Consider the following 25,378-nt stretch of genomic DNA (forward strand, 5'->3'; position numbering starts at 1 on the left):
TATCAAAACTAACTGGAGAGGACCCCCATGGGAGCGGACCACGGCAGCATGCTGCTGGTTTATGCGGTCATCGCGATCGCCGCGCTGATTCTGCTAATCACGCGCTACAAGGTTTATCCGTTTCTCGTCCTGATCATCGTTTCGCTGGTACTCGGCCTCGTCGCCGGGTTGCCGATGGATCAGATCGTCAAGTCGTTCGAGACCGGCAACGGCAACACGCTCGGCCACATTGCGATCGTGGTCGGCCTCGGCACCATGCTCGGCAAGATGATGGCCGAGTCCGGCGGCGCCGAGCGGGTCGCCACGACGCTCATCGGCTGGTTCGGCGAGAAGAACATTCACTGGGCGATGATGTTCGTTGCGGTCATCGTCGGCTTGCCGGTGTTCTTCGAAGTCGGCTTCGTGCTCCTGATTCCGATCGCGTTCAACGTCGCCAAACGCACCGGCAAGTCGCTGCTACTCGTCGGTCTGCCGATGGTGGCCGGTCTTTCCGTCGTGCATGGCCTGATTCCGCCGCACCCGGCCGCGCTGCTCGCGGTGCAGGCGTTTCACGCCGACATCGGCAGGACCATCGCGTACGGTCTGATCGTCGGCGTGCCGACCGCGATCGTCGCTGGTCCGCTCTTCGCGCTGCTCATTCACCGCACGATCAAGTTGCCCGACGAAAATCCGCTCGCCGCGCAGTTCATCGCCGTCAAACCCAAGGCGGACAGCGAACTGCCCAGCTTCGGTATCACGGTTTTCACGATCCTGCTGCCCGTGATTCTCATGCTCATCGGTAGTTGGGCCGATCTCGTCTTTGCGCCGAAGACGCTGCCCAACAGCCTGTTGCACTTCTTCGGCACGACCGACGTCGCGCTCCTCGTCGCCGTGCTCGTGAGCTTCTGGACCTTCGGCGCGCAACGCGGATTTACGCGCGAGCAGATCCAGAAGTTCTGCGGCGACTGCCTCGCGCCGATCGCAGGCATTACGCTGATCGTTGGCGCAGGTGGCGGGTTCGGTCGCGTGCTGATGGACAGCGGTATTTCGAAGGAGATCGTTGGTGTCGCGCAGTCGGCGCACCTCTCGCCGCTCCTGTTCGGCTGGTTCGTCGCCGCGCTGATCCGCCTCGCGACCGGATCCGCCACTGTCGCGATGACGACGGCCTGCGGCATCGTCGCGCCGATCGCCGCCGCGAGCGGAACGACGGTGAGCCCCGAACTGCTCGTGCTTGCGACGGGCTCGGGTTCGCTGATCTTCTCGCACGTCAACGACGGGGGCTTCTGGCTGATCAAGGAGTACTTCGGCATGACCGTCGTTCAGACGTTCAAGACCTGGTCTCTCTGTGAGACCATTATTTCCTTGCTGGGGCTCGGGCTGACGTTTGCCCTTGCTACGGTGGTATGAATCTGGAGTAGTCGATGATTCTGATCGCAATGGGTGTGTCGGGGGCGGGCAAGACGCGCATCGGTGAATTGCTGGCCGAGCGCCTGCACTGTAGCTTCACGGATGGCGATGTCTTCCATAGCGAAGCCAACAAGAAGAAGATGCACGACGGCATCCCGCTCACCGACGACGACCGCTGGCCGTGGTTGCGCACGATTCGCGCGGCCATCGAAGACAAGCAGCGCGCGCACGAGACGGCTGTGTTCACGTGTTCGTCGCTGAAGCGTTCGTACCGCGATCTCCTGCGCGGCACCGATCGCGACGTGTGTTTCGTCTATCTGAAGGGCAGCTTTGAGGTGTTGCACGAGCGGCTCGCGTCGCGGACCGGGCATTTCTTCGATCCGTCTCTGCTGCAAAGCCAGCTCGATACGCTCGAAGAGCCGGGTCCGGACGAAGCGATCGCGGTGAGCATTGAACTCACGCCCGAGCAGATCGTCGATGAAGTCATGAAGCAGATGGCGACGCGTCGGACGAGTTGAGGGCCGAGTGCCGAATGCGTTGTGTGCGCATCGGGAACGGCGGATGACGCGATTCTCGCCGCTCGATGCGATTGCGCAGCGGCTGAACCCACGCGAGACGCAAAAAAAGCGCTTCGTTCATTGCGAACGAAGCGCTTTTTATTTGGCTACTATGCCGGCGCCCAAGGCGCGCCGCGACGCGCTTACGAAATGCGCTTCGCGAGTTCCACGGCCTTGCCGATATACGACGCAGGCGTCATTTCCAGCAGGAGCTTCTTCGCGTCATCAGGAATCGCGAGACCGGACACGAACGTTTGCAGCGCTTCGCGCGTGATGCCCTTGCCGCGCGTGAGTTCCTTCAATTGCTCGTACGGGTTCTCGATGCCATAGCGGCGCATCACGGTCTGCACCGGCTCGGCGAGCACTTCCCACGTCGCGTCGAGGTCGTCGTTCAGGCGCTGCGGGTTCACTTCGAGCTTGTCGAGGCCGCGGATCAGCGCGTCATACGAGAGCAGCGAGTAGCCGAACGCGACGCCGATGTTGCGCAGCACGGTCGAGTCGGTCAGGTCGCGCTGCCAGCGCGAGATCGGCAGCTTGTCGGCGAGGTGGCGCAGCGTGGCGTTCGCGAGGCCGAGGTTGCCTTCCGAGTTTTCGAAGTCGATCGGGTTGACCTTGTGCGGCATCGTCGACGAACCGATTTCGCCGGCCTTCGTCTTCTGCTTGAAGTAGCCGAGCGAGATATAGCCCCACACGTCGCGGTCGAGGTCGAGCAGGATCGTGTTCGCGCGCGCGATGGCGTCGAACAGTTCGGCCATGTAGTCGTGCGGCTCGATCTGGATCGTGTACGGGTTGAACGTGAGCTTCAGGCGCTGTTCGACGACGTTCTTCGAGAACGCTTCCCAGTCGAATTCCGGATACGCGGAGAGATGCGCGTTGAAGTTGCCGACCGCGCCGTTCATCTTGCCGAGCAGTTCGACCTTCTCGATGCGCTGGATCGCGCGCGCGAGACGCGCTGCGACGTTGGCGATTTCCTTGCCGAGCGTGGTCGGGCTCGCGGGCTGACCGTGCGTGCGCGAGAGCATCGGCTGTTCTGCGTGCGTGTGGGCGAGCTTGACGAGGCGCTGATACACCGAGCGCAGCGCCGGCAGGATCACGTGCTCGCGCGCACCGGCGAGCATCATGCCGTGCGACGTGTTGTTGATGTCTTCCGAGGTGCAGGCGAAGTGGATGAATTCGCTTGCGCGCTCCAGCTCCGGCTGGCCCTTCACCGATTCCTTGAGCCAGTACTCGACGGCCTTCACGTCGTGGTTCGTCACGCGCTCGATGTCCTTGATGCGCGCGGCGTCGTGCGCCGTGAAGTTTTCGGCGAGCTTGAGCAGGAACTGCTCCGACGCTTCCGAGAAACGCGGCACTTCCGCGAAACCGGCGTGCGACAGCGCGATCAGCCAGTGGATCTCGACCGTCACGCGATGGCGCATGAACGCGGCTTCCGAGAGCCAGTCGCGCAGGGCTTCGGTTTTCGAGGCGTAGCGGCCGTCGAGCGGGGAGAGCGCGGTGAGCGCGAAGAGGGTATCGGGACGGGTGTCGGACATGATGGGGACGTAACGGCGGGGGTTACGCTCGCGGGGTTACGGTCGCGCGGTTGCGACCGGTTAAGTTCAGCCGGGAAGACGGCGGGAGCCGCGTATTTTATCACCTGCGGGTAATGCCCCGTGCCTGCCGGGCGATGCGTTGCGCCGGCTGGTTTGCAAGATGGCCGGCTGGGAGGCGGCTTTACAGTGGGCGATTGCGCCGCGCCAGCGCTTCGTTTTGTCCCATCACGCATGAACCCTAATTTCCCGCTCCCGTCTCGCGATAGCGCCGACGCCTTGATCGAAGAAGGCCTCGCTCACCACCGGGCGGGACGGCTCGTCGACGCTCAGGCCATTTACGAGCGCGTAACTGCGCAGTGGCCAGACCATGCTGCAGCGTTGCACTACCTTGGGCTGATTGCGCTCGATCGGGGCGAGTCGGCGCACGCGGTGGCGTTGATCGACCGTGCACTTGCGCTCGCACCGGACAACGCCGAATACCTCGGCAATCGCGGTGTCGTTGCGGCAAGGCTGGGTGACCACGCCGGCGCTGCCGTCTGGCAGCGCAAGGCGCTGGCCAATGCACCCGAATTTGCGAATGCCCACAACAACCTGGGCAATGCGCTGCTGTCGCTCGGTGAGACCGACTGCGCGATTGAGCACCACCGGAACGCACGCGCGCTTGTTCCTGAGTCCGCGCACTTCGCCTTCAATCTCGGGCGCGCGCTCGAAGCGGCAGGCCGCAACGACGCCGCGCTAGCCGAATTTCGAGCCGCCGCTGTGCTCGATCCCCACGACATGCACGCGCTCTTGCACGCCGGCAGGCTGTTGCTCGCCGCGGGTGCCCACGCCGAAGCTGTGAGCTGCTTCGAACCTGTCGTCGCGCGCGAGCCGCGCAACGTTTTTGCGCTCTTCGAACTCGCTTACGCGTACGACGCACTGCATCGTTACGCCGACGCGATTCCACTGTATGAACGGGCGATTGCAGTCAATCCCGACGCTGCCGGCGTCGTCAACAATCTCGCTTTCGCTTTGACGGCGCTCGCGCGTTATGACGAAGCCGAGGTTCACTACCGCCGCGCACTGGAACTCAATCGCGACCTGCCCGAGTCGAAATTCCAGCTTGGCATGCTGCTGCTTCGGCGCGGAGATCTCGCCGATGGCTGGCCGCTCTTCGAGAACCGCAAGACGACTACGCGCGCCAGATCGAATTACCGCAAGCTGCCCTGTGCCGAATGGCAAGGCGAGCCGTTGGCGGGCAAGCGCTTCCTGATCGTGCGCGAGCAGGGCGTGGGTGACCAGATCCAGTTCCTGCGCTACGCGGGCTTGCTTGCCGCGATGGGTGCGCGCGTCGATGCATGGGTTGCACCCGAACTGGCGTCACTCGCCGCGACCGTGCCGGGCGTTGCGCGTGTGATCGACGCTGCGCCGGACGACGAAGCCATCGCGCGGCAATACGACTACTGGTGCGACGTGATGAGCCTGCCGCTGCATTTTCGCGGCAGGCCGATCGAGGCGGCCACACCGTACCTGCACGTCGATCCTCGTGAGGCCGATGCCTGGCGCTTGCGCGTGAATACGCTCGCGCACGGTGCGCGTCGGCGCATCGGGCTGGTCTGGGCCGGCAATCCACGTCATCACTTCGACGCGTTCCGCTCGGTGCCGCTCGAAGCGCTGCTGCCGCTCGCGGCGCTCGACGGCAACGCGTGGTTCGCGATCCAGAAAGGCGAGGCCGCCGCGCAGCTCGCCGACGTCGCCGACCGCTGGCCGATGCACGCGATCGGCGACGAACTCCATGACTTCGCGAGTACGGCGGCGCTCGTCGATAGCCTCGATCTCGTGATTACCGTCGATACATCGGTGGCGCACCTGGCGGGCGCGCTCGGCAAGCCGGTCTGGGTGCTGCTTGCCGCGCAGCCCGACTGGCGCTGGGGCATGGGGCGCCACGATTCGGTCTGGTATCCATCGGCGCGGCTTTTCCGGCAGGACGAGCTCGGTGACTGGCGTGGGGTCATGTCCGCGCTCCGATCCACGCTTCTGGCTTGATGCAACACCGGACAGTCGTGTCCCAGACTTGCGGCGGCGGGCCTAGAATGCGGACTTCACATCACCAGGCACGTCACTGGACGCGCGATTCGCATGGAACTCAAATGGCTCGAAGACTTCGTTTCGCTTGCGGAGACGCATAGTTTCAGCCGCTCCGCCGAATTGCGGCACGTGACCCAGCCGGCGTTTTCGCGCCGCATCCAGGCACTCGAAGCGTGGCTCGGCACGGAACTGATCGATCGATCGGTTTATCCGACGCGCCTCACCGCCGCGGGTCAGGTGTTCTACGAGCAGGCGCTCGCGATGCTTTCGCAGTTTCACGAAGCGCGCACGCTGCTGCGCGGCCACACTGCGACGCCCGAGGCAACGATCGAATTCGCCGTGCCGCACACGCTCTCGCTCACGTACTTTCCGCGCTGGCTACAGCGCATCGAGGCCAAGCTCGGCCGCATCAACACACGTCTACGCGCGCTCAATGTGCACGACGCGGTGCTCTCGCTCGTGGAGGGAGGCTGCGATCTCGTGATGGGCTATCACCATCCGAGTCATCCCGTGACGCTCGACCCCGCGCGCTACGACACGCTCACGCTCGGCATCGAGTCGATCAGTCCGTATTCCGCGCCGCAGCGCGTGGGCCGACCGCGCTACACGCTGCCCGGCACGCCCGACGCACCCACGCCTTACCTTTCGTATACGCCGAACGCGTATCTCGGGCGCATGACGGAGGTGATCGTCGGCAATGCGCCGACGCGGCTCTATCTGGACCGCGTCTACGAAACCGACATGGCGGAGGGTCTCAAGGCGATGACGCTCGCGGGTCACGGCATCGCGTTTCTGCCGCACAGCGCGGTAGAGGACGCGGTGGCCGCCGGCGATCTCATCCGGCTCGACCGCGCGACTCGCGGCACACCCGCGGGACAATTCACGCTCGACATGGAAATTCGCCTCTATCGCGACAAGTTCGCAGCGCAGGGCGATGACGCGCGCCGCGCGCTCGTCGGCCGGGTGTGGGATGCGGTGAGTGAGGAGCTCGCGCAGGGCGGCGCGTAAAGGGCACGGAAGCGTCAGTCAAGCTGACGAGGTTGCAAGCAATACCCGCACTCACGAAAGCGGCCGCCCGTGATAGCCATCGCAATGCACTGCGTTGCAGACGCGGGCGACGGCCGGCTCACATCTTCTTCCATTGAGGACCGTTCGCCGACACAACGGCGGCAAGCGTTGGCAAACGGTGATAAACGCCATCGATACCCGCATGCACATGCTTTGTCGGCTTCGGGGATGTTATGCAAGAAAAACATAACGGGATAATCAAACGGCATTGGATTTCATTTTGGGCTTTTCTGACAATGGCACCACTTGTTCGATCGCCGGAGCGTTCATGTCATCCCAACTGCAGTCTGCAGCAATGTCGTCGGTTCCTTCCTATCTCCACGCCGATGATCTCGGCCCCTGGGGCAACTATCTTCGTCAGGTCGATCGCGTCGCGCCGTATCTCGGCCCGCTCTCGCGCTGGCTCGAAACGCTCAAGCGCCCGAAGCGCATCCTGATCGTCGACGTGCCCATCGAACTCGATAACGGCACCGTGGCGCACTTCGAAGGCTATCGCGTTCAGCACAACGTGTCGCGCGGTCCCGGTAAAGGCGGCGTCCGTTATCACCAGGATGTTACGTTGTCCGAAGTGATGGCGTTGTCCGCGTGGATGTCGGTGAAGAACGCAGCGGTGAACGTGCCGTACGGCGGCGCGAAGGGTGGCATTCGCGTTGATCCGCGAACCCTCTCGCGCGGCGAACTCGAACGCGTGACGCGCCGCTACACGAGCGAAATCGGCATCATCATCGGGCCGAACACCGACATTCCCGCGCCGGACGTCAACACGAACGAGCAGATCATGGCGTGGATGATGGACACCTACTCGATGAACCAGGGCCAGACGGCCACGGGCGTCGTTACCGGCAAGCCCATCTCGCTCGGCGGCTCGCTCGGCCGCCGCGAAGCGACGGGGCGCGGCGTGTTCGTCGTCGGCTGCGAAGCGGCCCGGCGCACGGGTCTTAGCATCGAAGGCGCGCGGATCGCCGTGCAAGGCTTCGGCAACGTGGGCGGCATCGCTGCGCGCCTCTTCCAGGAAGCCGGTTCGCGGCTCGTCGCGGTGCAGGACCATACCGGCTCGCTGTACAAGTCGGGCGGCATCGACGCCGTGGCGCTGCTCGAACACGTTGCGAAGACCGGTGGCGTGGCGGGTTTTGCTGGCGCCGATGTCCTCTCTAACGACGAGTTCTGGACCATCGAGACCGACATCCTGATCCCGGCCGCGCTGGAAAACCAGATCACCGAAAAGAACGCGTCGAAGATCCGCACGAAGATCATCGTGGAAGGCGCGAACGGCCCGACCACGACGGCAGCGGACGACATTCTTCACGACAAGGGCATCCTCGTGATCCCCGACGTGGTGGCGAACGCGGGCGGCGTGACCGTCTCTTACTTCGAATGGGTGCAGGACTTCTCGAGCTTCTTCTGGACCGAAGCGGAAATCAACGAGCGTCTCGAGCGCGTCATGCGCGAAGCGTTCGCCGCGGTCTGGCAAGTGGCGAGCGAGCAAAAGGTGTCGATGCGCACGGCAGCGTTCATCGTGGCGTGCAAGCGCATCCTGATGGCGCGCGAAATGCGCGGTCTGTATCCCTGAGATCGATCGACGTCTGATCGACGCTTGATCGACGCAACACGGCGGGGGCACGTTTGCACCCGCCACGGAGCAGTAGCCAGGAGCGGACGGGACCTTGGCGGGGCCGTCCGCTTTTGCACATCCTGATGCAGCGCAGCAACCCGTGATGTGCGGGGGAATGCTTTCGCGCGGCCTTATTCTTTCAAAACTATTACTTTGCTACACTGCAAAGGTCGTTTTCTGCTCAGGAGTTAAAAGATGAAGATCAAAATCGCCGCACTCGCTCTCGCCACCCTCGGACTCGTTTCAGCGAGCGCATATGCGCAGGACAGTGGCACGCTCAAGAAGATCAAGGACACGGGCGTCATCTCGCTGGGTCACCGGGAATCGTCGATTCCGTTTTCCTACTACGATGACAAGCAGAATGTGGTCGGCTACTCGCAGGATTACGCGCTGAAGATCGTCGACGCTGTGAAGCAGAAGCTGAACATGCCGAACCTGAAGGTCAAGCTCGTGCCGATCACGTCACAGAACCGCATCCCGCTCGTGCAGAACGGCACGATCGACATCGAATGCGGCTCGACCACGAACAACGCAGAGCGTCAGCAACAGGCCGCGTTCTCGAACACGATTTTCGTGATCGGCACGCGTCTCATGACGAAGAAGGATTCGGGCATCAAGGATTTCCCGGACCTGAAGGGCAAGACCGTCGTCACGACGGCGGGTACGACGTCCGAGCGTATTCTGCGCAAGATGAACCAGGACAAGAACATGGGCATGAACATCATCAGCGCGAAGGACCACGGCGATTCGTTCCTGACGCTGTCGACGGGCCGCGCAGTGGCGTTCATGATGGACGATGCTCTGCTGGCGGGCGAGCGTGCGAAGTCGAACAATCCGGGCGATTTCGTGATTGTCGGCACGCCGCAATCGCGTGAAGCTTACGGCTGCATGATGCGCAAGAACGACCCCGAGTTCAAGAAGGTAGCCGACGACGCCGTCGCGAAGGTTCAGACCTCCGGCGAAGGCGAGGTGATCTACAAGCGCTGGTTCGAGTCGCCGATTCCGCCCAAGGGCCTCAACCTGAACTTCCCCATGAGTGACGACATGCGGGCGCTTTTCAAGAACCCGAACGACAAGGCGATCGACTAAGCGTCGACCCCCCTCGCTAGTCGCACTATGGTCAGGAACGGAAGAAGCGCGGGAGTAGCGCCGCTTCTTCCGTTCTTTTTGTTGGAGACACAATATGTCCTACCACTGGAACTGGGGCATTCTCTTTAGCCCGGTCTCGACCGGCGAACCCACTACCTATCTCGGCTGGCTGATTTCCGGCCTCTGGGTGACGGTCACGGTGTCGCTCGCCGCGTGGGTGATCGCGCTCATCGTCGGGTCGTTCTTCGGCGTGCTGCGCACGGTGCCGAACAAGTGGGCCTCGGGCGCGGGCACCGTGTACGTCGCGGTGTTCCGCAACATACCGCTGATCGTGCAGTTCTTCATCTGGTATCTCGTGATCCCGGAATTGCTGCCGCCATCGCTCGGCAACTGGTTCAAGCAGTTGCCGCCGAACGTGCAGTTCTTCTCGTCGTCGATTCTCTGTCTCGGCCTCTTCACCGGCGCGCGCGTGTGCGAGCAGGTGCGCTCGGGGATCAATGCGCTGCCGCGGGGCCAGCGCGCAGCGGGTCTTGCGGTGGGCTTCACGCAATGGCAGACGTATCGCTATGTGCTGTTGCCGGTCGCGTTTCGCATCATCGTGCCGCCGCTCACGTCCGAGTTTCTCAACATCTTCAAGAACTCGGCGGTTGCGTCGACGATCGGCCTGCTCGATCTTTCCGCGCAGGCTCGCCAGCTCGTCGACTACACGGCGCAGGCCTATGAGTCGTTCATCGCGGTCACGCTCGCCTATGTCCTCATCAATCTCGTCGTCATGGGGCTGATGCGCTGGATCGAGGCGAGGACCCGGCTACCCGGCTATATCGGAGGCAAGTGATGCATCATTTCGACTGGAGTGGTATTCCGGGCGCACTGCCGACCTTGTGGACCGGCGCGATCGTCACGTTCCAGATCACGGTGTGCGCGATCGTCGTGGGCATTGTGTGGGGCACGGTGCTCGCGCTCTTGCGGCTTTCGGGCGTCAAGCCGCTCCAATGGTTCGCGCAGGGCTACGTGACGGTTTTCCGTTCGATCCCGCTCGTGATGGTCCTGCTGTGGTTTTTCCTGATCGTGCCGCAGGTGCTGCAGAGCGTGCTCAATCTGTCGCCGAACATCGACATCCGGCTCGCCTCGGCGATGGTTGCGTTCTCGCTCTTCGAGGCGGCGTACTATTCGGAGATCATCCGCGCGGGTATTCAGGCCGTGCCGCGCGGACAGGTGAACGCGTCGTTCGCGCTCGGCATGCGCTACAGCCAGGCGATGCGCCACGTCGTCCTGCCGCAGGCGTTTCGCGCGATGGTTCCGCTTCTGCTCACGCAGGCCATCGTGCTCTTTCAGGATACGGCGCTCGTCTACGTGATCAGCCTCGCGGACTTCTTCCGCACCGCGACGAATATCGGCGACCGTGATGGGACCACGGTCGAGATGGTACTGTTCGCGGGCGCGTGCTATTTCGTCGTCTGTGTGATCGCTTCGAGCATCGTGAAAAGTCTTCAGAAAAAGGTCGCGACATGATTTCGATAAAGAACGTTTCGAAGTGGTACGGTCACTTCCAGGTGCTGACCGATTGCACGACGGAAGTGAAAAAGGGTGAGGTCGTGGTGGTGTGCGGGCCTTCGGGCTCGGGCAAATCCACGCTCATCAAGACCGTCAACGGGCTTGAGCCGTTCCAGCAGGGCGAGATCCTCGTGAACGGTCAGAGCGTCAGCGACAAGAAGACCAACCTCTCGAAGCTGCGTTCGAAAGTGGGCATGGTGTTCCAGCACTTCGAGCTGTTTCCGCACCTCTCGATCACCGAGAACCTGACGCTCGCGCAGATCAAGGTGCTCGGCCGCAGCAAGGACGAGGCGACCGAGAAGGGGCTGAAACTGCTCGATCGCGTGGGCCTGCGTGCGCACGCGGAGAAGTTTCCGGGCCAGCTTTCAGGTGGTCAGCAGCAGCGCGTCGCGATTGCGAGAGCGCTGTCGATGGACCCGATCGCGATGCTGTTCGACGAGCCGACCTCGGCGCTCGATCCGGAGATGATCAACGAGGTGCTCGACGTGATGGTCGAACTCGCGCAGGAAGGCATGACGATGATGTGCGTGACTCACGAGATGGGCTTTGCGAAGAAGGTTGCGCATCGCGTGATCTTCATGGACAAGGGGCTCATCGTCGAGGACGACCGCAAGGAAGACTTCTTCGCGAATCCGAAGTCGGATCGCGCGAAGGATTTTCTCGCGAAGATCCTGCATTAAGGGGTTCGTCGAACCTGACGCGTCGGGCTTTGCAGCCGGGCGTTGAAACAAAAAACGCCGCGCGGCTTTCGGGCCTGCGCGGCGTTTTGCTTTGAGCGTTTGCGTGAGTAGAGAGGGGCGCTATTCGCCCCAGGTCTGCATCGCGGTGGCGGCTTCGATGCCCACGGTTTGGGTGCCCGGTGGCGGACACGGTGCGCTCGCTGAGGCATCCGTCGACGGATTGCTCAGCTTGTCGAGCACCTTCTGCGGGACAGGAACGCTGGCGTGTGCAACCACGTCGCCGTGCTGGAACATCAGCAGATCGCCTGGCGCGAAGCGCGTCCAGACTTCGTTGTCGGTGAGCGGCGCAGTCGCGATCACCGCGACGCGGTCTTCAGGCGTCGTGTAGTTTGCGAAGTTGACGGTGACGTCGGCGTCGACGAGATGCGCAGTCGAAAACGGCCAGCGGCGCACGAGGTAGTAGAGGTGAGTCGAGCAGTGCGCGAAAAGTGCCTGGCCGTTCGACATCAGAAAGTTGAATACGCCGAACTGCGTGATCTCGCGCGTGAGCGATTCGAGTGCCGCGAAGAGTTCTTCAAGCGGCGGCTGCGAACCTGGAAACGCCTTGCGCAATCCCTCCAGCAGCGCGCAGAAAGCGCGTTCGCTGTCGGTCGTGCCGACCGGCTGATAAACACCCGACATCGCGGGATTGAAGTCCTGCAGGTCGCCGTTGTGCGCGAAGATCCAGTGGCGGCCCCACAGTTCGCGCAAGAACGGGTGGCTGTTTTCGAGCAGGATGCGTCCTTGCGTGGCCTTGCGGATATGCGCGATGGTGTTGCGCGACTTGATCGGGTAGCGCTTGACCATCTCGGCGATAGGCGAGCGCGCGGACGCCTCGTGGTCGACGAAGAGACGGCAGGCCTTGTCTTCGAAGAACGCGATGCCCCAGCCGTCGGCGTGGTGGTCGGTGGCGCCGCCGCGCGCCGCGAATCCGGTGAAGGAGAACGTGACGTCCGTCGGCGTGGCGCAGTTCATTCCGAGTAGTTGGCACATGATGAATGCGTGATGCGGCGCGGCGTTGCAGCCTGACGACCCGGTACAATGATGATTTTCCAAGCATATCACCGGGCTGCGCGTTGCCAGCGCGAATTTTGTCGGATGGTTTTCGCGCGGCGTGCGAAGGGCGGTGGCTGTCGCCTGGGCGCGACGCCGACGGTGTCGGGTGCTGCATCCGGTTTCGCTAGCGAAACTTGTCGATAGTGCCGGATGGCTCTGGATAGCGCCGGCGGTTCGCGACGGGCGGGGCGCTACAAGCCCCAAGGTCGCGCAGCGCATGCCGTCGGCCGGTGTGTTTGACTGTGCTTCGCCCGGCGCTGGCCTGCCCGATGTACCCGGCCGCTGTGTGTTTTGCCCGTTTTTGCCTTGCTTTAGTCCGTTATCCGCTGCATTCGATCGCCATGAACGCTTCTTCCCCGACGACTCTCACGCTCACCCGCCCCGACGACTGGCACTTGCACGTCCGCGACGGCGCCATGCTCGCGGCGGTGCTGCCGCATACGGCGCGCCAGTTCGGCCGCGCGATCATCATGCCGAACCTGAAGCCGCCGGTCACGACGACCGGGCAGGCCGCCGCGTACCGTGAGCGCATTCTCGCGGCGTTGCCCGCGGGGCTGCGCTTCGAGCCGCTGATGACGCTTTATCTCACCGACAACACGCCGCCCGACGAAATCCGCCGCGCGCGCGAAAGCGGCTTTGTGCATGGCGTGAAGCTCTATCCGGCGGGCGCAACGACGAACTCGGATGCAGGCGTGACCGACATCCTCAAGTGCGCGAAGACGCTGGAAGCGATGCAGGAAGCGGGCATGCCGCTGCTCATGCATGGCGAAGTGACGAACGCCGACATCGACCTCTTCGACCGCGAAAAGGTCTTCATCGACCGTGTGCTGGCGCCGCTGCGCCGCGAATTCCCGGCGCTCAAAGTGGTGTTCGAGCACATCACGACGAAGGATGCCGTCGACTACATCCGCGCCGATAACGCTGCACCGGGCCTGCTTGGGGCGACGATCACCGCGCATCACCTGCTGTACAACCGCAACGCCATCTTCCAGGGCGGCATCCGTCCGCACTACTACTGCCTGCCGGTGCTCAAGCGCGAGACCCATCGCGTCGCGCTCGTCGAGGCAGCGACTTCGGGCGACCCGCGCTTCTTCCTCGGCACGGACAGCGCGCCGCATGCGAAGGGGCTGAAGGAACACGCATGCGGCTGCGCGGGCTGCTACACGGCGTTGCACGCGCTCGAACTGTACGCTGAGGCGTTCGACAATGCGGGCGCGCTCGACAAGCTCGAAGGTTTCGCGAGCTTCTTCGGTGCCGACTTCTACGGCCTGCCGCGCAGCGCCGAGAAGGTGACGCTGCGCCGCGAGACCTGGACGCTGCCCGCCGAAGTGACGGCCGGTGACACGCCGGTCGTGCCGCTGCGTGGCGGCGAGACGATCGGCTGGAAACTGGCCGCTTCGTGACCGCCGAGGCCGGCGCGGTGCGCCGCAGTCTTCCCGCCGCTGGTTTCGCGGATATCGACTGGGCGCGCCCGTGGTTCGCCCAGCATGAGACGCGCGGCCGGCGCTGGCAGCAGGCTGCACTGGCGGGCTATGGCCGCTATCTCGACGAGCTGAACGCAGACGCGCGCGCGTCTGCGCAGCGCACGGGGCGCGGGCAGCCGCTCGCTTTCATCGCACAGGACGATCTGCCTGAGGGCTCGGCGTACGAGGCGCATATTGCCGCGACGGGCTGCGTACCCACGCGCCACAATCTCCACGATTTTTTCAACGCGCTCACCTGGTTCGCATTCCCGCGTATCAAGGCGACGCTGAACGCGCGCCAGTCGGCGGCGATCGATGTGCTGGGCGTTGGCGCCACGCGCGGGGATGTGCGCGATGCGCTTACGCTCTTCGACGAAAACGCGGTGCTGTACGTCTGCGCCGACCCGGCGCTGTCGGCGGCGCTGCGCGGTTTCGAATGGGACAAGCTGTTCGTTGCAGGGCGCGCGCGTTGGGGCACGCGCTGCGAAGTGCGCGTATTCGGCCATGCGCTGCTCGATAAGCTGATTGCACCGTATGTGGCGTGTACGGCGCACGCGTGGGTGGTCGAGGCGCCGGCTGAATACTTCGTCTGGCCGCGAGCGCAGCGCGACGCATGGCTCGACGAGGTGGTGAGCACGAAGCTCGCCGCTGATGCGGACCTCAACGGCCGCAGTTTCTCGCCGCTGCCAGTGCTCGGCATTCCGGGCTGGTGGCCGCAGAACGAAGACAAGGCGTTTTACGACGACACCTCGGTGTTTCGGCCTGGCCGTCGCGCGCGCTAGTGCTATCGTGCCGCGGCGTTCGGTTGCCGCGGGTGTTGGCATGACTGCGGGCCTGACCGAGCCAGCCGCCGCCACACACGGCGCTCACGCCGCCTCGGAACCCGACGCGCCACGCGCCTCACCGTGCTAAGATCGGCCCTCGCAAAGCAGGCCAGGCAGTCGCGGCTCCGGCGGTTTCGACCAAAGGAGGCGAGGAAAGTCCGGACTCCACAGGGCAGGGTGATGGCTAACGGCCATCCGTGGCGACACGCGGAACAGGGCAACAGAGAACAGACCGCCGATGGCCCGGCTTCGGCCGGGATCAGGTAAGGGTGAAACGGTGCGGTAAGAGCGCACCGCGGCTACGGTGACGTAGACGGCACGGCAACCTCCACCCGGAGCAATTCCAAGTAGGCAGGCGCGCATCTTCGAGATGCAGGACGGGGCCCCCGTCTCGTCTGCGGGTAGGAAGCTTGAGCGCGTCAGCAATGGCGCGCCTAGAGGAATGGCTGCCACGCGCACGGCGCCGCAAGGCGCCGCGTGTGCACAGAATCCGGCTTATCGGCCTGCTTTGCCAATCTCATTACGCTCGAAAACCGGCGCGGCGGAGTTCATAGTTGAACTCGACCGCGCCGGCTTTTTTGTTTCGCACGGCACCGGTGCGTGCCGCGGCGCGGGACCAACGCCCGGCTCAGGCCGCGACGATCTCGAACGAGTGCGTGATCTCGGCGGTCTTGGCCATCATGATCGACGCCGAGCAGTACTTGTCGTGCGACAGGTTGATAGCCCGCTCGACCGTGGCCGGGTTCAGGTTCTTGCCGGTCACGGTGAAGTGGAAGTGGATCTTCGTGAAGACCTTCGGGTCCTCGCTCGCGCGCTCGGCCTTGAGCGTTACGCTGCAGCCGCTGACATCCTGACGGCTCTTCTTCAGGATCAGGACCATGTCGTAGGCCGTGCAACCGCCCGTGCCGAGCAGCAGCATCTCCATCGGGCGCGGCGCGAGGTTACGGCCGCCGCCTTCCGGTGCGCCGTCCATGTTAACGAGGTGACCGCTCCCCGTTTCGGCGGCAAATGCCATGCCATCCTGCCCCATCCAGCTAACTTTGCATTCCATGCGTGTGCCTCTGCCGGTTTTTCAATTCAGATGGCATTGTAGCCCGCGCCTTACAAGTATGTCCGAGGGCGACGTGGTGATGGAGGTTGGCGTAGCGCGCTTCAATGTTGCGTCGCAGCATAATGGGGGCAGAATGAATTCCCCGCGATTATTTAGGGGTTTTGCTCTAGTTGCGGAGCGTTATGCATCGAAGATCAATTCATAAGCCATTGATTTTAAAATTAATTGATGTTCTCCTGCAGCCTCTGTGAGATTTCACATTATGGTTTTAAATTTCGCAATGTAGTTTATCTTGCGCTGCACAAAGCAAATCCGTAGAATGCCTCTTATTGGTTGTCGTGTTTGTCGACACCTCAGCATGTCTCCTCCACCCTCCTCAACCAGGTGGATTAAGCCCGAGCGATTGCGTTCGGGCTTTTTTTCGTCTTTAAGCCCGAGCGATTGCGTTCGGGCTTTTTTTCGTCTGCGTGTTTTTCAACCAGCGTTTCACCCGGCGCTTTCGACCCGCTTTCCGGGCAACCAGCCCGCGCCTTGGCCGGCGCCTTCCTCGCGGCCCGCAGAAATTTTGACGCCCCGGGAATTTTCCTTTTATAATCCTAGGTTTCCTGCATCCATGCCCGCGGGAAGAAATAAACAGGGAGAGCCTGCGCCGGCGCCAACGAGCGTCACCACACAAGCAGGACCAAATAAGGGCACAGCATTTTTTTTGGATCGATCATGAAGACTTTTTCCGCCAAGGCACATGAAGTGCAGCGCGAATGGTACGTGATTGACGCGACGGATAAGGTTCTCGGCCGTGTCGCCAGCGAAGTGGCACGCCGTCTTCGCGGCAAGCACAAGCCTGAGTTCACCCCGCACGTCGACACTGGTGATTTCATCATCATCATCAACGCCGGCAAGCTGAAGGTCACGGGCAACAAGACCACCGACAAGAAGTACTACCGTCACTCGGGCTACCCGGGCGGTATCTACGAAACGACGTTCGGCAAGATGCAAGAACGCTTCCCGGGCCGTGCGCTCGAGAAGGCGGTCAAGGGCATGCTGCCGAAGGGCCCGCTCGGTTACGCGATGATCAAGAAGCTGAAGGTCTACGCAGACGCAACGCATCCGCACTCGGCCCAACAGCCGAAGGCGCTCGAGATCTAAGGGGAGCCCACATGATCGGTAACTGGAATTACGGTACGGGCCGCCGCAAGAGCGCCGTCGCTCGTGTCTTCATCAAGTCGGGCAAGGGCGACATCGTCGTCAACGGCAAGCCCATCGCCGACTACTTCTCGCGCGAAACGTCGCTGATGATCGTGCGTCAACCGCTGGAACTCACGAACCACGGCCAGACGTTCGACATCAAGGTGAACGTGACCGGCGGCGGCGAAACCGGCCAGGCCGGCGCAGTCCGCCACGGCATCACCCGTGCGCTGATGGACTACGACGCAACGCTCAAGCCGGCACTGTCGCAAGCAGGCTTCGTGACGCGTGACGCACGTGAAGTCGAGCGTAAGAAGGTCGGCTTCCACAAGGCACGTCGCCGCAAGCAGTTCTCGAAGCGTTAATCGCTTTGGGTTGCGCCCCGAATGGTGCGCAACTGCAAAAGCCGCCCGCGCGGAATGCGCCGGGCGGCTTTTTCGTTTTATCAGGACCGCTGTGCGTCGTGCTCACCGGTATATGCAAAGCACCCCTTGATTTTGTGGGCATAAGCACGATCTTGGGAACAGCCCTACAATAGCGGCTAAAGCTTTTTTGGAGAATTCGCATGAGCGCTGTCACCGAGACCCCCGTGACCGAAATGCCCAGCCCCTTCGTTTTCACCGAAGCCGCGGCTGACAAAGTCAAGCAACTGATCGACGAGGAAGGCAACCCGGACCTGAAACTGCGCGTATTCGTGCAGGGTGGCGGCTGCTCGGGCTTCCAGTACGGATTCACGTTCGACGAGACGATCAACGAAGACGACACGGTGATGGACAAGAACGGTGTTCAACTGCTCGTTGATTCGATGAGCTATCAGTATCTGCTCGGCGCGGAGATCGACTACAAGGACGATCTGAACGGTGCGCAGTTCGTCATCAAGAACCCGAACGCCAGCACCACGTGCGGTTGCGGTTCGTCGTTCTCGGTTTAAACGGGCGCGCTACGGTATGAAAAAACGGGGCATCGTGCCCCGTTTTGTTTATCTGGGGCACCTGTTTACCCGCCCTCCGCGCATTCAGCGAGGATACATCGCGCCCAGCACGCGATCGCCTGCCGCGCCGGTCACGGCCGCGAGACTTCCTGGCTCACGCGCAACACAGCGCATTGCCAGCCAGGCAAACGCCAACGGTTCCACGTGATGCGGCGGTACGCCGAGCGCATCGGTCGTCACGACCGGCACGCCGCTCTTGCCGACCATCTCCAGTGCCTTTTGCAGTTCCACCATTAGGTGCGGGTTGCGTGCACCGCCGCCGCAGATATAAACCGCGCGGCAATCCGGCGCGTGACGTTCGATCTCATGCGCTACGCTCACGGCCGTGAGGGCGACGAGCGTCGCTTGCACGTCGGCGGGCGCGAGCGTTTCAAAGCCTTTCAGTGCCGAATCGAGCCACTGCGCGTGGAAGAGATCGCGTCCCGTGCTTTTGGGCGGTTGCTGGGCGAAGAACGGTTCGGCGAGCAGCGTATTCAGGAGCGGCTCGTGCACTGTGCCACTCGCTGCGAAATGGCCGTTCTCGTCGTAGGGTTTGCCGAGGTGCCGCTCGGCCCAGAGGTCGAGCAGCGCATTGGCCGGGCCGCAGTCGAATCCGCGCACCTCGCCCGTGTTCCGGAGAATCGTGATGTTGCTGATTCCCCCCAGATTGCAGACGACGCGCGTTTCCTCTCTGGACCCGAACACTGTTGCGTGAAAGGCCGGCACGAGCGGCGCGCCTTGGCCGCCCGAGGCGACATCGCGGCTGCGGAAATCCGCGATTACGTCGATACGCGTCAGTTCGGCGAGCAGTGCCGGGTTCTGGATCTGCACGGTGTAGCCCTTTTCGGGGTTATGCCGCACGGTTTGCCCATGCGCGCCGATCGCACGCACCTCTTTGGCGGAAAGATTGCCCGAGCGCAGCAGTTCGTGGCAGCAAACCGCGTAGCGTGCCGCTAGCGCGTTGCCGGCAAGTGCTTCGCGCTCGATTTCGTTGTCACCGGCCTGCTGCAGCGAAAAGAGCGCCTCGCGCAGAGTCTTCGTGAAGCCGACGAACGCCTCGGCCAGCACAACGGGCCGTCTGCCCTTTTCGAACCGCACCGCGACGCCGTCCACGCCGTCCATGCTCGTGCCCGACATCAGGCCGAAATACACGCCGTCTGCTGCGTTGTCGCTGTTCTTTCGTTCGTCGCGTGGCGCCACGTCGTGCTCCTCCTTGAATGCGATCTTCGTTTCCCGTTGTGGATTATCGACGCAATGGCGCGTGCACGTAAGCCGAACGGTCTAGTTGAGGCGTTCGCGCGTCTCGTGTGACGCTTGGGACTGGCCGCTTTTGCGCGAGCGGCGCCGGGACGTGTGCGAGCTCAACTTGCAGATGGAAGACGCATTGACTGCGATGCCGATGGTGCGTATAGTGTAACTGCGCGATATACGACACGATCGTTACGCCTGCCACGCCCCGGAAAAGGACCAACCAATGTTCGATTCACTTCGTCTGGGGAACCATGATCAAGTCGTGGAAGCACAAAGGGCTTAAGGAATTCTTTTTCACGGGAAGCAAGGCAGGCATCTGTCCCGATCACGTATCGCGCCTAGCCCGTCAACTGGCGCGGCTCGACGTGGCGGAATCGCCGCAGGACATGAACGTACCGGGCTGGAGATGCCACGCCCTGGAGGGCGGGCTTGGCGGCCACCACGCGGTCAAGGTGAGCGGCAACTGGCGGCTCACTTTCGCGTTCGAAGGGGCTGACGTCATCCTGGTCGACTACCATGACTACCATTGAGGTGCTCTGAAGATGAGCGACATGATTCGCATGCACAATCCGCCCCATCCGGGCGCGACACTACGAGACGACATCCTGCCGGAACTGGGTCTGACCGTGACCGAAGCCGCGGCGCAACTTGGGGTCACGCGCGCGGCGCTTTCGCGCGTGCTCAACGGGCGCGCCGGCATTTCCCCGGAAATGGCGTTGCGGATCGAAGCCTGGCTAGGCGAGGAAAACGGCGGCCGCGCGGACCTCTGGCTTGCCCAGCAGGTTGCCTGGGACCTGTGGCAGGCGCGCTCGAAAGGTGTGCCGCGCGTGGCTCGTGCCGTCGCCCGTTCCTGAAACAGCGCGTTTGTGACGGGCCGACGCCTCCAAACGTCGGTGATGCTGCTCGAATCACGTAAAATCGCGGTCTAAACCTGACTTTACGATCGACGCATGAGCACCGAGTCCTCCCAATCCAGTGGCACCCCAGCCTTTCCGGTCACCGACGAGGTTCGTCACGCGCTCGCCGTCACGAAGCGCGGCGTGGACGAACTGCTGATCGAAGAAGAATTCCAGCAAAAACTCGCGCGCAGCGCGGCCACGGGCAAGCCCCTGCGTATCAAGCTCGGCCTCGATCCAACGGCGCCCGACATCCACATCGGTCACACGGTGGTGCTCAATAAAATGCGCCAGTTGCAGGACCTCGGCCACACCGTGATTTTCCTGATCGGCGACTTTACGTCGCTGATCGGCGACCCGTCCGGCCGTAATGCAACGCGTCCTCCGCTCACGCGCGAGCAGATCGAATCGAACGCGAAGACGTACTTTGATCAGGCCGCGCTCGTGCTCGACCGCGAAAAGACCGAGATCCGCTACAACAGCGAATGGTCGATGCCGCTCGGCGCCGACGGCATGATCAAGCTCGCTTCGCGTTACACGGTTGCGCGAATCCTCGAACGTGAGGATTTCACCAAGCGCTTCCAGGGCGGCGTGCCGATTTCGATTCACGAATTCCTCTATCCGCTGATGCAGGGTTACGACTCGGTTGCGCTGAACGCCGACCTCGAACTCGGCGGTACCGACCAGAAGTTCAATCTGCTGGTTGGTCGCGAACTGCAGAAGCAGTACGGCCAGGAACAGCAGTGCATTCTCACGATGCCGCTGCTGGAGGGGCTCGATGGCGTCGAGAAGATGTCGAAGTCGAAGAACAACTACGTCGGCATCAGCGAGAAGCCGAACGACATGTTCGGCAAGCTCATGAGCATCTCCGACGTGCTCATGTGGCGCTATTTCGAGCTGCTGTCGTTCCGTCCGATGGGCGAAATCGAGGGCTTCAAGCGCGAAGCCGAATCGGGCCGCAATCCGCGTGACTTCAAGGTGCTGCTCGCACAGGAGGTCGTCGCGCGCTTTCACTCGCAAGCCGATGCCGAGCGTGCGCTCGAGGACTTCAATCACCGTGCGAAGGGCGGCGTGCCCGACGACATCCCCTCGGTGACGATCGCGGGCGCGCCGCTCGCGATCGGCCAGTTGCTCAAACAGGCTGGCCTTGTGCCGTCGACGAGCGAGGCACTGCGCAACATCGAGCAGGGCGGCGTGAAGATCGACGGTACGAGCGTCTCCGACAAGGGTCTGAAGGTCGAGGCAGGCGAGTTCGTCGTGCAGGTGGGCAAGCGCCGCTTCGCGCGCGTGACGCTGACCGCGTGATGACGTTGCACCCGCAGCGATCGCGCCACGCGCAGCAGCTGGAGCGCGCGCGATGATCGCATTGATTCAGCGCGTGCGTCGCGCCGAAGTGCGCGTGGATGATCGCGCGACTGGCGCGATCGGCCAGGGGCTGCTTGTGCTCGTCTGTGCCGAGCGCGGCGATACCGAGGCCAACGCCGACAAGCTGCTCGCGAAGCTGCTCGGCTACCGCGTGTTCAGCGATGCGGCTGGGAAGATGAACCTGCCGGTGCAGAACATCGACGGCAACGGCACGCCGGGCGGTCTCCTGCTCGTGTCACAGTTCACGCTCGCCGCCGATACCAACAGCGGCCTGCGTCCGAGCTTCACGCCCGCTGCACCACCCGACGAAGGCCGCCGGCTCTTCGACTACTTCGTCGCTGCTGCGCGGGCCAGGCACCCGGTGGTCGAAACGGGCGAATTTGGCGCCGACATGCAGGTGTCGCTCATCAACGACGGCCCTGTGACTTTCTGGCTCCAGGTCCGCAATTGATTCTTCCGCGGGCATCGTGCCCGCGCGACTTTTTCCGACAATGGCATTTGCTTTACTGAGGATGCCTTCGAAAACCCACGCGCCGCCCCATGACCACGCAAATCATCTTCATCCGACACGGTGAGACCGACTGGAACCGCATCAAGCGCATTCAGGGCCATATCGACATTCCGCTTGCACAGAGCGGCATCGACCAGGCGCAGCAACTGGGCAGTCGCATCGCCTGCGAGGCGCAATCGGGCGCGCGGCTCGACGCGGTGTGGTCCAGTGACTTGATGCGCGCGCAACAAACCGCCCAGCCAGTCGCGCAGGCGCTGCAAGTGCCGGTGCAACTCGCCCCGGGGCTGCGCGAGCGGAACTACGGCGCATTTCAGGGCCACGACAGCGACGAGATCGCCGCGCGCTTTCCCGACGAATACGCACACTGGCAGACGCGCGACCCCGGTTTCGCGCCGCCCGAGGGCGAATCGCATCGCGTGTTCTACCATCGCGTGCTGCACGCGCTCGAGCCGCTGATCGCGGCGCATCAGGGCGGGCGTATTGCGGTCGTCACGCACGGCGGCGTGCTCGATTGCGTTTATCGCTTTGCGCGCGGCCTGCCGCTCGACGCGCCGCGCAACTGGCCGCTGTTCAATACGAGCGTGAACATCGTCGATTTCGAGAGCGATGGCGCTGTCACGCAGGCGAGTGTCGTCGCCTGGGGCGACGTCACACATCTGGACGGTGCAAGCGCCGATGACGGCTTCAGGCGCGTGTGAGAACCGGAACGCTGACGCGTCCGCCGTCCTTCACGTCTCGCAGCCACGGCCGTAGTTGCGATGACGTTTTTTTGCGATAGCTTCAACTTCCATCACCAACGTCTTACGGCCCCTTTCCAATTGCCAACCTGAAACGAGGTCTGGCTGATAACATTCTTCTGAGCTTTGCTCCGCTTCGGCCATCGGTCGCTCCGACGTCGTTTCCCATGCGGCGGCGGGCGCCGGCCGCGCGTTGTAGAGGACGCGCGCGTGCCGCGCCGCGGCGTGCAAAGGCTCATTTGCCAGATAGTTTCCGAAAAAGACGCAGGAGATTCAAATGACGTTCAAGCTTCACAAGCTGCTGCCGCTCAGCGCCGCAGTCGTTGCGCTCGCAGCGATGTCCGCCAACGCATCCGCCGACCAGGTCGTCAAGATCGGTCACGTCGGTCCGCTCACCGGCGGTTCGGCGCACCTCGGCAAGGACAATGAGAACGGCGCCCGCCTCGCCATCGAGGAAATCAACGCGAAGGGCCTCACGATCGGCGGCCAGAAGATCACGCTGCAACTCGACGGACAGGACGATGGCGCCGACCCGCGTCAGGCCACCCAGGTTGCGCAGAAGCTCGTCGACGACAAGGTCGTCGCGGTGATCGGCCACCTGAACTCGGGCGCCTCGATTCCGGCTTCGAAGATCTATAGCGATGCGGGCATCGTGCAGATTTCGCCGTCGTCGACGAACCCGGCCTACACGCAGCAAGGCTTCAAGACGACCTACCGTGTCGTCGCGACCGATGCGCAGCAAGGCCCGGCACTCGCCAACTACGCAGCGAAGACGCTGAACGTGAAGAGCGTCGCAATCGTCGACGATTCGACCGCTTACGGCCAGGGCCTCGCGAACGAGTTCGAGAAGACCGCGAAGTCGCTCGGCCTGAAGGTGCTGTCGCATGACGCGACGAACGACAAGGCCGTGGACTTCCGCGCGATTCTCACGAAGATCAAGGGCGAAAACCCCGACGCGATCATGTACGGCGGCATGGACGCCACGGGCGGCCCGTTCGCGAAGCAGTCGAAGCAGCTCGGCCTGCGCGCGAAGGTGCTTTCGGGTGACGGCGTCTGCACGGAAAGCCTCGCGCAGCTCGCAGGCGCGGCAGCCGACAACGTCGTGTGCTCGCAAGCCGGTATGGCGCTCGAGCGCATGGACGGCGGTGCAGCGTTCGCAGCGAAGTACGAGAAGCACTTCGGCCACGCAATCGAATTCGATGCGCCGTTCACGTATGACGCGGTGTATATCGTTGTCGACGCGATGAAGCGTGCGAACTCGACCGATCCGGCGAAGATTCTCGCCGCGATTCCGGGCACCGACTACAAGGGTGTGATCGGCGAGACGACGTTCGACTCGAAGGGCGACCTCAAGCACGGCGTGATCTCGCTCTACGACTACAAGGCGGGCAAGAAGACGCTGCTCGACGTGGTGAAGATGTAAGACGGTGTGCGCCGCAAGGCGCACGGTGTCACGCGAACGCGTGACCGACGCGTGACGAAAGCGGCCAACCGGCATTTGCGGGTTGGTCGTTTTGCTTTCAGGGCTGCGGGTCCTGGTGCGGCTTGGCCGCTGCTCGCCGACGCGCGCGCTTCGATACGCCGTTGACGAGCGCCCAGCGCAGCACGGGCGCGACCGTACGCATGCCCGGCCGTACGAGCGCGTGGCGCATGAATGCCAGGCGGTCGAAGCCGAGCAATTGCTGTGCGAACGGCGGCAGCAAGTCGATGCCGGCGTGCCGCATCAGCATGCCCGCCGGACGCATGGCTGGCCGCGGCGCGGGCGCGTTCATCAGCACGCGCACGACTTCGCGTGTGCGCTCGCTCGCCACCAGCTCGGGCTGCATCGAGCGCAGGTAAGCTGCGATCTCGGCGCGTGAAGAGGGCACGTCGGTCGCGCCAAGGAACCGTGCGATGCGCGAAGTCTCCGCGTAATACTGGTCCTGCAGCGCCTCCGGCAGTGAAGGGTTCACGTAGCGCAAATGCGCCGCGAGAAAACTCGACACCTCGGCTACATGGACCCAGGTCAACAACGCGGGGTCGCTGGCACGATACGGGCGGCCGTCCGGCGCCGTGCCGGTCACGCCCTCGTGGATCGTCTTGACTCGCTCGATCAGCGCGAGGGCATCGGCGCGGCTGCCGTAGGTCGTGCCTGCGATGAACGTCGCGGTGCGGCGCAGCCGGCCGAGAATGTCGCTGCGGAACGTCGAGTGATCCCAGACGCCCGCGAGTGCGAGCGGATGCAACGACTGCAGCAGGAGTGCGCTGATGCCACCCGCCATCATCGATGCGAAATCGGCGTGCACCTTCCAGCACACGGCGTCGGGGCCGAAGAGGCCTGGATCGCCAGGTGGTGCGGAGTAGTCGAGTCTTGGGCCGCTGCCCGTGGTGAGGTGGGTCACGCTCTCGGCGAGCACCATGCGCACGCGGTGCGCAAGCTGTGCTGCGAGCCCGGTGGGTTCGGGGGCGTCGTGGCGGCGGCCGGCGTGTTGTTCGGACATCGCGT

Annotated in this window: 26 protein-coding genes and 1 other RNA gene; 21 read left to right on the forward strand and 6 right to left on the reverse strand. The window is 63.2% G+C overall.

Features of this window, described 5'->3' with window-relative positions; genetic code table 11:
- Nucleotides 1-27 precede the first annotated feature (27 nt).
- Nucleotides 28-1,386 carry a GntT/GntP/DsdX family permease gene (locus L0U80_RS02090; RefSeq protein ID WP_233862219.1) on the forward strand — a complete coding sequence of 453 codons (1,359 nt, stop codon included), beginning with the start codon at nucleotides 28-30 and terminating at the stop codon, nucleotides 1,384-1,386.
- A gap of 14 nt (nucleotides 1,387-1,400) precedes the next feature.
- Nucleotides 1,401-1,904, forward strand: a complete 504-nt coding sequence (locus L0U80_RS02095) for a gluconokinase (protein ID WP_233862220.1) — start codon at nucleotides 1,401-1,403, stop codon at nucleotides 1,902-1,904.
- A gap of 182 nt (nucleotides 1,905-2,086) precedes the next feature.
- On the opposite strand, the gene purB is transcribed toward L0U80_RS02095, so the two are convergent.
- Nucleotides 2,087-3,475 carry an adenylosuccinate lyase gene (gene purB / locus L0U80_RS02100; RefSeq protein ID WP_233862221.1) on the reverse strand — a complete coding sequence of 463 codons (1,389 nt, stop codon included), beginning with the start codon at nucleotides 3,473-3,475 and terminating at the stop codon, nucleotides 2,087-2,089.
- A 231-nt stretch (nucleotides 3,476-3,706) separates the two neighbouring features.
- Between purB and L0U80_RS02105 the strand changes: the two genes are divergently transcribed.
- The 7 genes from L0U80_RS02105 to L0U80_RS02135 all read left to right on the forward strand — a co-directional run bounded on the left by L0U80_RS02105 (nucleotide 3,707) and on the right by L0U80_RS02135 (nucleotide 11,545).
- Nucleotides 3,707-5,500: a tetratricopeptide repeat protein gene (locus L0U80_RS02105; protein WP_233862222.1), complete on the forward strand. Its 1,794-nt coding sequence runs from the start codon at nucleotides 3,707-3,709 to the stop codon at nucleotides 5,498-5,500.
- A gap of 93 nt (nucleotides 5,501-5,593) precedes the next feature.
- Entirely contained in the window at nucleotides 5,594-6,550 is a 957-nt protein-coding gene (locus tag L0U80_RS02110; RefSeq protein WP_233862223.1) for a LysR family transcriptional regulator, read from the forward strand.
- A gap of 328 nt (nucleotides 6,551-6,878) precedes the next feature.
- A complete protein-coding gene (locus L0U80_RS02115) occupies nucleotides 6,879-8,180 on the forward strand; it encodes a Glu/Leu/Phe/Val family dehydrogenase (RefSeq protein ID WP_233862224.1) in 1,302 nt (433 codons plus the stop codon).
- A 237-nt stretch (nucleotides 8,181-8,417) separates the two neighbouring features.
- Nucleotides 8,418-9,311 carry a glutamate/aspartate ABC transporter substrate-binding protein gene (locus tag L0U80_RS02120; RefSeq protein ID WP_233862225.1) on the forward strand — a complete coding sequence of 298 codons (894 nt, stop codon included), beginning with the start codon at nucleotides 8,418-8,420 and terminating at the stop codon, nucleotides 9,309-9,311.
- Between the two features lie 94 nt (nucleotides 9,312-9,405).
- Nucleotides 9,406-10,146 carry an amino acid ABC transporter permease gene (locus L0U80_RS02125; protein WP_233862226.1) on the forward strand — a complete coding sequence of 247 codons (741 nt, stop codon included), beginning with the start codon at nucleotides 9,406-9,408 and terminating at the stop codon, nucleotides 10,144-10,146.
- Nucleotides 10,146-10,823: a glutamate/aspartate ABC transporter permease GltK gene (gene gltK, locus L0U80_RS02130; protein ID WP_233862227.1), complete on the forward strand. Its 678-nt coding sequence runs from the start codon at nucleotides 10,146-10,148 to the stop codon at nucleotides 10,821-10,823. Before L0U80_RS02125 ends, gltK begins: the two co-directional genes overlap by 1 nt.
- Nucleotides 10,820-11,545: an amino acid ABC transporter ATP-binding protein gene (locus tag L0U80_RS02135; RefSeq protein ID WP_124153681.1), complete on the forward strand. Its 726-nt coding sequence runs from the start codon at nucleotides 10,820-10,822 to the stop codon at nucleotides 11,543-11,545. The genes gltK and L0U80_RS02135 overlap by 4 nt, the downstream gene beginning before the upstream one ends.
- Before the next feature lie 120 nt (nucleotides 11,546-11,665).
- On the opposite strand, the gene L0U80_RS02140 is transcribed toward L0U80_RS02135, so the two are convergent.
- Nucleotides 11,666-12,577 carry a class II glutamine amidotransferase gene (locus L0U80_RS02140; protein WP_233862228.1) on the reverse strand — a complete coding sequence of 304 codons (912 nt, stop codon included), beginning with the start codon at nucleotides 12,575-12,577 and terminating at the stop codon, nucleotides 11,666-11,668.
- A 404-nt stretch (nucleotides 12,578-12,981) separates the two neighbouring features.
- Between L0U80_RS02140 and pyrC the strand changes: the two genes are divergently transcribed.
- The 3 genes from pyrC to rnpB all read left to right on the forward strand — a co-directional run bounded on the left by pyrC (nucleotide 12,982) and on the right by rnpB (nucleotide 15,441).
- Nucleotides 12,982-14,043 carry a dihydroorotase gene (pyrC, locus tag L0U80_RS02145; protein ID WP_233862230.1) on the forward strand — a complete coding sequence of 354 codons (1,062 nt, stop codon included), beginning with the start codon at nucleotides 12,982-12,984 and terminating at the stop codon, nucleotides 14,041-14,043.
- Complete coding sequence (locus L0U80_RS02150) at nucleotides 14,040-14,885, forward strand: DUF3025 domain-containing protein (RefSeq protein WP_233862231.1); 846 nt, start codon at nucleotides 14,040-14,042, stop codon at nucleotides 14,883-14,885. The genes pyrC and L0U80_RS02150 overlap by 4 nt, the downstream gene beginning before the upstream one ends.
- 143 nt (nucleotides 14,886-15,028) lie before the next feature.
- Nucleotides 15,029-15,441: RNase P RNA component class A (rnpB, locus tag L0U80_RS02155), an RNA gene on the forward strand.
- A 114-nt stretch (nucleotides 15,442-15,555) separates the two neighbouring features.
- On the opposite strand, the gene L0U80_RS02160 is transcribed toward rnpB, so the two are convergent.
- Nucleotides 15,556-15,978: an OsmC family protein gene (locus L0U80_RS02160; protein ID WP_233862232.1), complete on the reverse strand. Its 423-nt coding sequence runs from the start codon at nucleotides 15,976-15,978 to the stop codon at nucleotides 15,556-15,558.
- Between the two features lie 717 nt (nucleotides 15,979-16,695).
- Between L0U80_RS02160 and rplM the strand changes: the two genes are divergently transcribed.
- From rplM to erpA, 3 genes are all read left to right on the forward strand, one after another.
- Nucleotides 16,696-17,124, forward strand: coding sequence for a 50S ribosomal protein L13 (gene rplM, locus L0U80_RS02165; RefSeq protein ID WP_027795838.1), 429 nt, complete (start codon nucleotides 16,696-16,698; stop codon nucleotides 17,122-17,124).
- A gap of 11 nt (nucleotides 17,125-17,135) precedes the next feature.
- On the forward strand, nucleotides 17,136-17,528 hold the full coding sequence (gene rpsI / locus L0U80_RS02170; protein WP_124153676.1) for a 30S ribosomal protein S9: 393 nt from the start codon (nucleotides 17,136-17,138) through the stop codon (nucleotides 17,526-17,528).
- A 200-nt stretch (nucleotides 17,529-17,728) separates the two neighbouring features.
- A complete protein-coding gene (gene erpA / locus L0U80_RS02175) occupies nucleotides 17,729-18,094 on the forward strand; it encodes an iron-sulfur cluster insertion protein ErpA (protein WP_124153675.1) in 366 nt (121 codons plus the stop codon).
- 84 nt (nucleotides 18,095-18,178) lie between these two features.
- On the opposite strand, the gene L0U80_RS02180 is transcribed toward erpA, so the two are convergent.
- Complete coding sequence (locus L0U80_RS02180; protein ID WP_308444837.1) at nucleotides 18,179-19,333, reverse strand: anhydro-N-acetylmuramic acid kinase; 1,155 nt, start codon at nucleotides 19,331-19,333, stop codon at nucleotides 18,179-18,181.
- Between the two features lie 302 nt (nucleotides 19,334-19,635).
- Between L0U80_RS02180 and L0U80_RS02185 the strand changes: the two genes are divergently transcribed.
- The 5 genes from L0U80_RS02185 to L0U80_RS02205 all read left to right on the forward strand — a co-directional run bounded on the left by L0U80_RS02185 (nucleotide 19,636) and on the right by L0U80_RS02205 (nucleotide 22,854).
- A complete protein-coding gene (locus L0U80_RS02185; protein WP_233862233.1) occupies nucleotides 19,636-19,914 on the forward strand; it encodes a type II toxin-antitoxin system RelE/ParE family toxin in 279 nt (92 codons plus the stop codon).
- Nucleotides 19,915-19,935: 21 nt separating this feature from the next.
- Entirely contained in the window at nucleotides 19,936-20,238 is a 303-nt protein-coding gene (locus L0U80_RS02190; protein ID WP_233865590.1) for a HigA family addiction module antitoxin, read from the forward strand.
- Between the two features lie 96 nt (nucleotides 20,239-20,334).
- A complete protein-coding gene (gene tyrS, locus L0U80_RS02195) occupies nucleotides 20,335-21,585 on the forward strand; it encodes a tyrosine--tRNA ligase (protein ID WP_233862234.1) in 1,251 nt (416 codons plus the stop codon).
- 52 nt (nucleotides 21,586-21,637) lie between these two features.
- A complete protein-coding gene (dtd, locus tag L0U80_RS02200) occupies nucleotides 21,638-22,096 on the forward strand; it encodes a D-aminoacyl-tRNA deacylase (RefSeq protein ID WP_233862235.1) in 459 nt (152 codons plus the stop codon).
- 89 nt (nucleotides 22,097-22,185) lie between these two features.
- Nucleotides 22,186-22,854 carry a histidine phosphatase family protein gene (locus L0U80_RS02205; RefSeq protein ID WP_233862236.1) on the forward strand — a complete coding sequence of 223 codons (669 nt, stop codon included), beginning with the start codon at nucleotides 22,186-22,188 and terminating at the stop codon, nucleotides 22,852-22,854.
- Nucleotides 22,855-22,884: 30 nt separating this feature from the next.
- Here L0U80_RS02205 and L0U80_RS02210 read toward each other — a convergent pair whose 3' ends face one another.
- Nucleotides 22,885-23,037, reverse strand: coding sequence for a hypothetical protein (locus tag L0U80_RS02210; RefSeq protein WP_233862237.1), 153 nt, complete (start codon nucleotides 23,035-23,037; stop codon nucleotides 22,885-22,887).
- A 133-nt stretch (nucleotides 23,038-23,170) separates the two neighbouring features.
- Here L0U80_RS02210 and L0U80_RS02215 point away from each other — a divergent pair, with 133 nt between their 5' ends.
- Entirely contained in the window at nucleotides 23,171-24,316 is a 1,146-nt protein-coding gene (locus L0U80_RS02215) for a branched-chain amino acid ABC transporter substrate-binding protein (RefSeq protein ID WP_233862238.1), read from the forward strand.
- 97 nt (nucleotides 24,317-24,413) lie between these two features.
- On the opposite strand, the gene L0U80_RS02220 is transcribed toward L0U80_RS02215, so the two are convergent.
- On the reverse strand, nucleotides 24,414-25,373 hold the full coding sequence (locus L0U80_RS02220; RefSeq protein ID WP_373322085.1) for an oxygenase MpaB family protein: 960 nt from the start codon (nucleotides 25,371-25,373) through the stop codon (nucleotides 24,414-24,416).
- Nucleotides 25,374-25,378 lie beyond the last annotated feature (5 nt).

Origin of the sequence: Paraburkholderia adhaesiva (assembly GCF_021390575.1) — a bacterium.
GTDB classification, from domain to species: domain Bacteria; phylum Pseudomonadota; class Gammaproteobacteria; order Burkholderiales; family Burkholderiaceae; genus Paraburkholderia; species Paraburkholderia adhaesiva.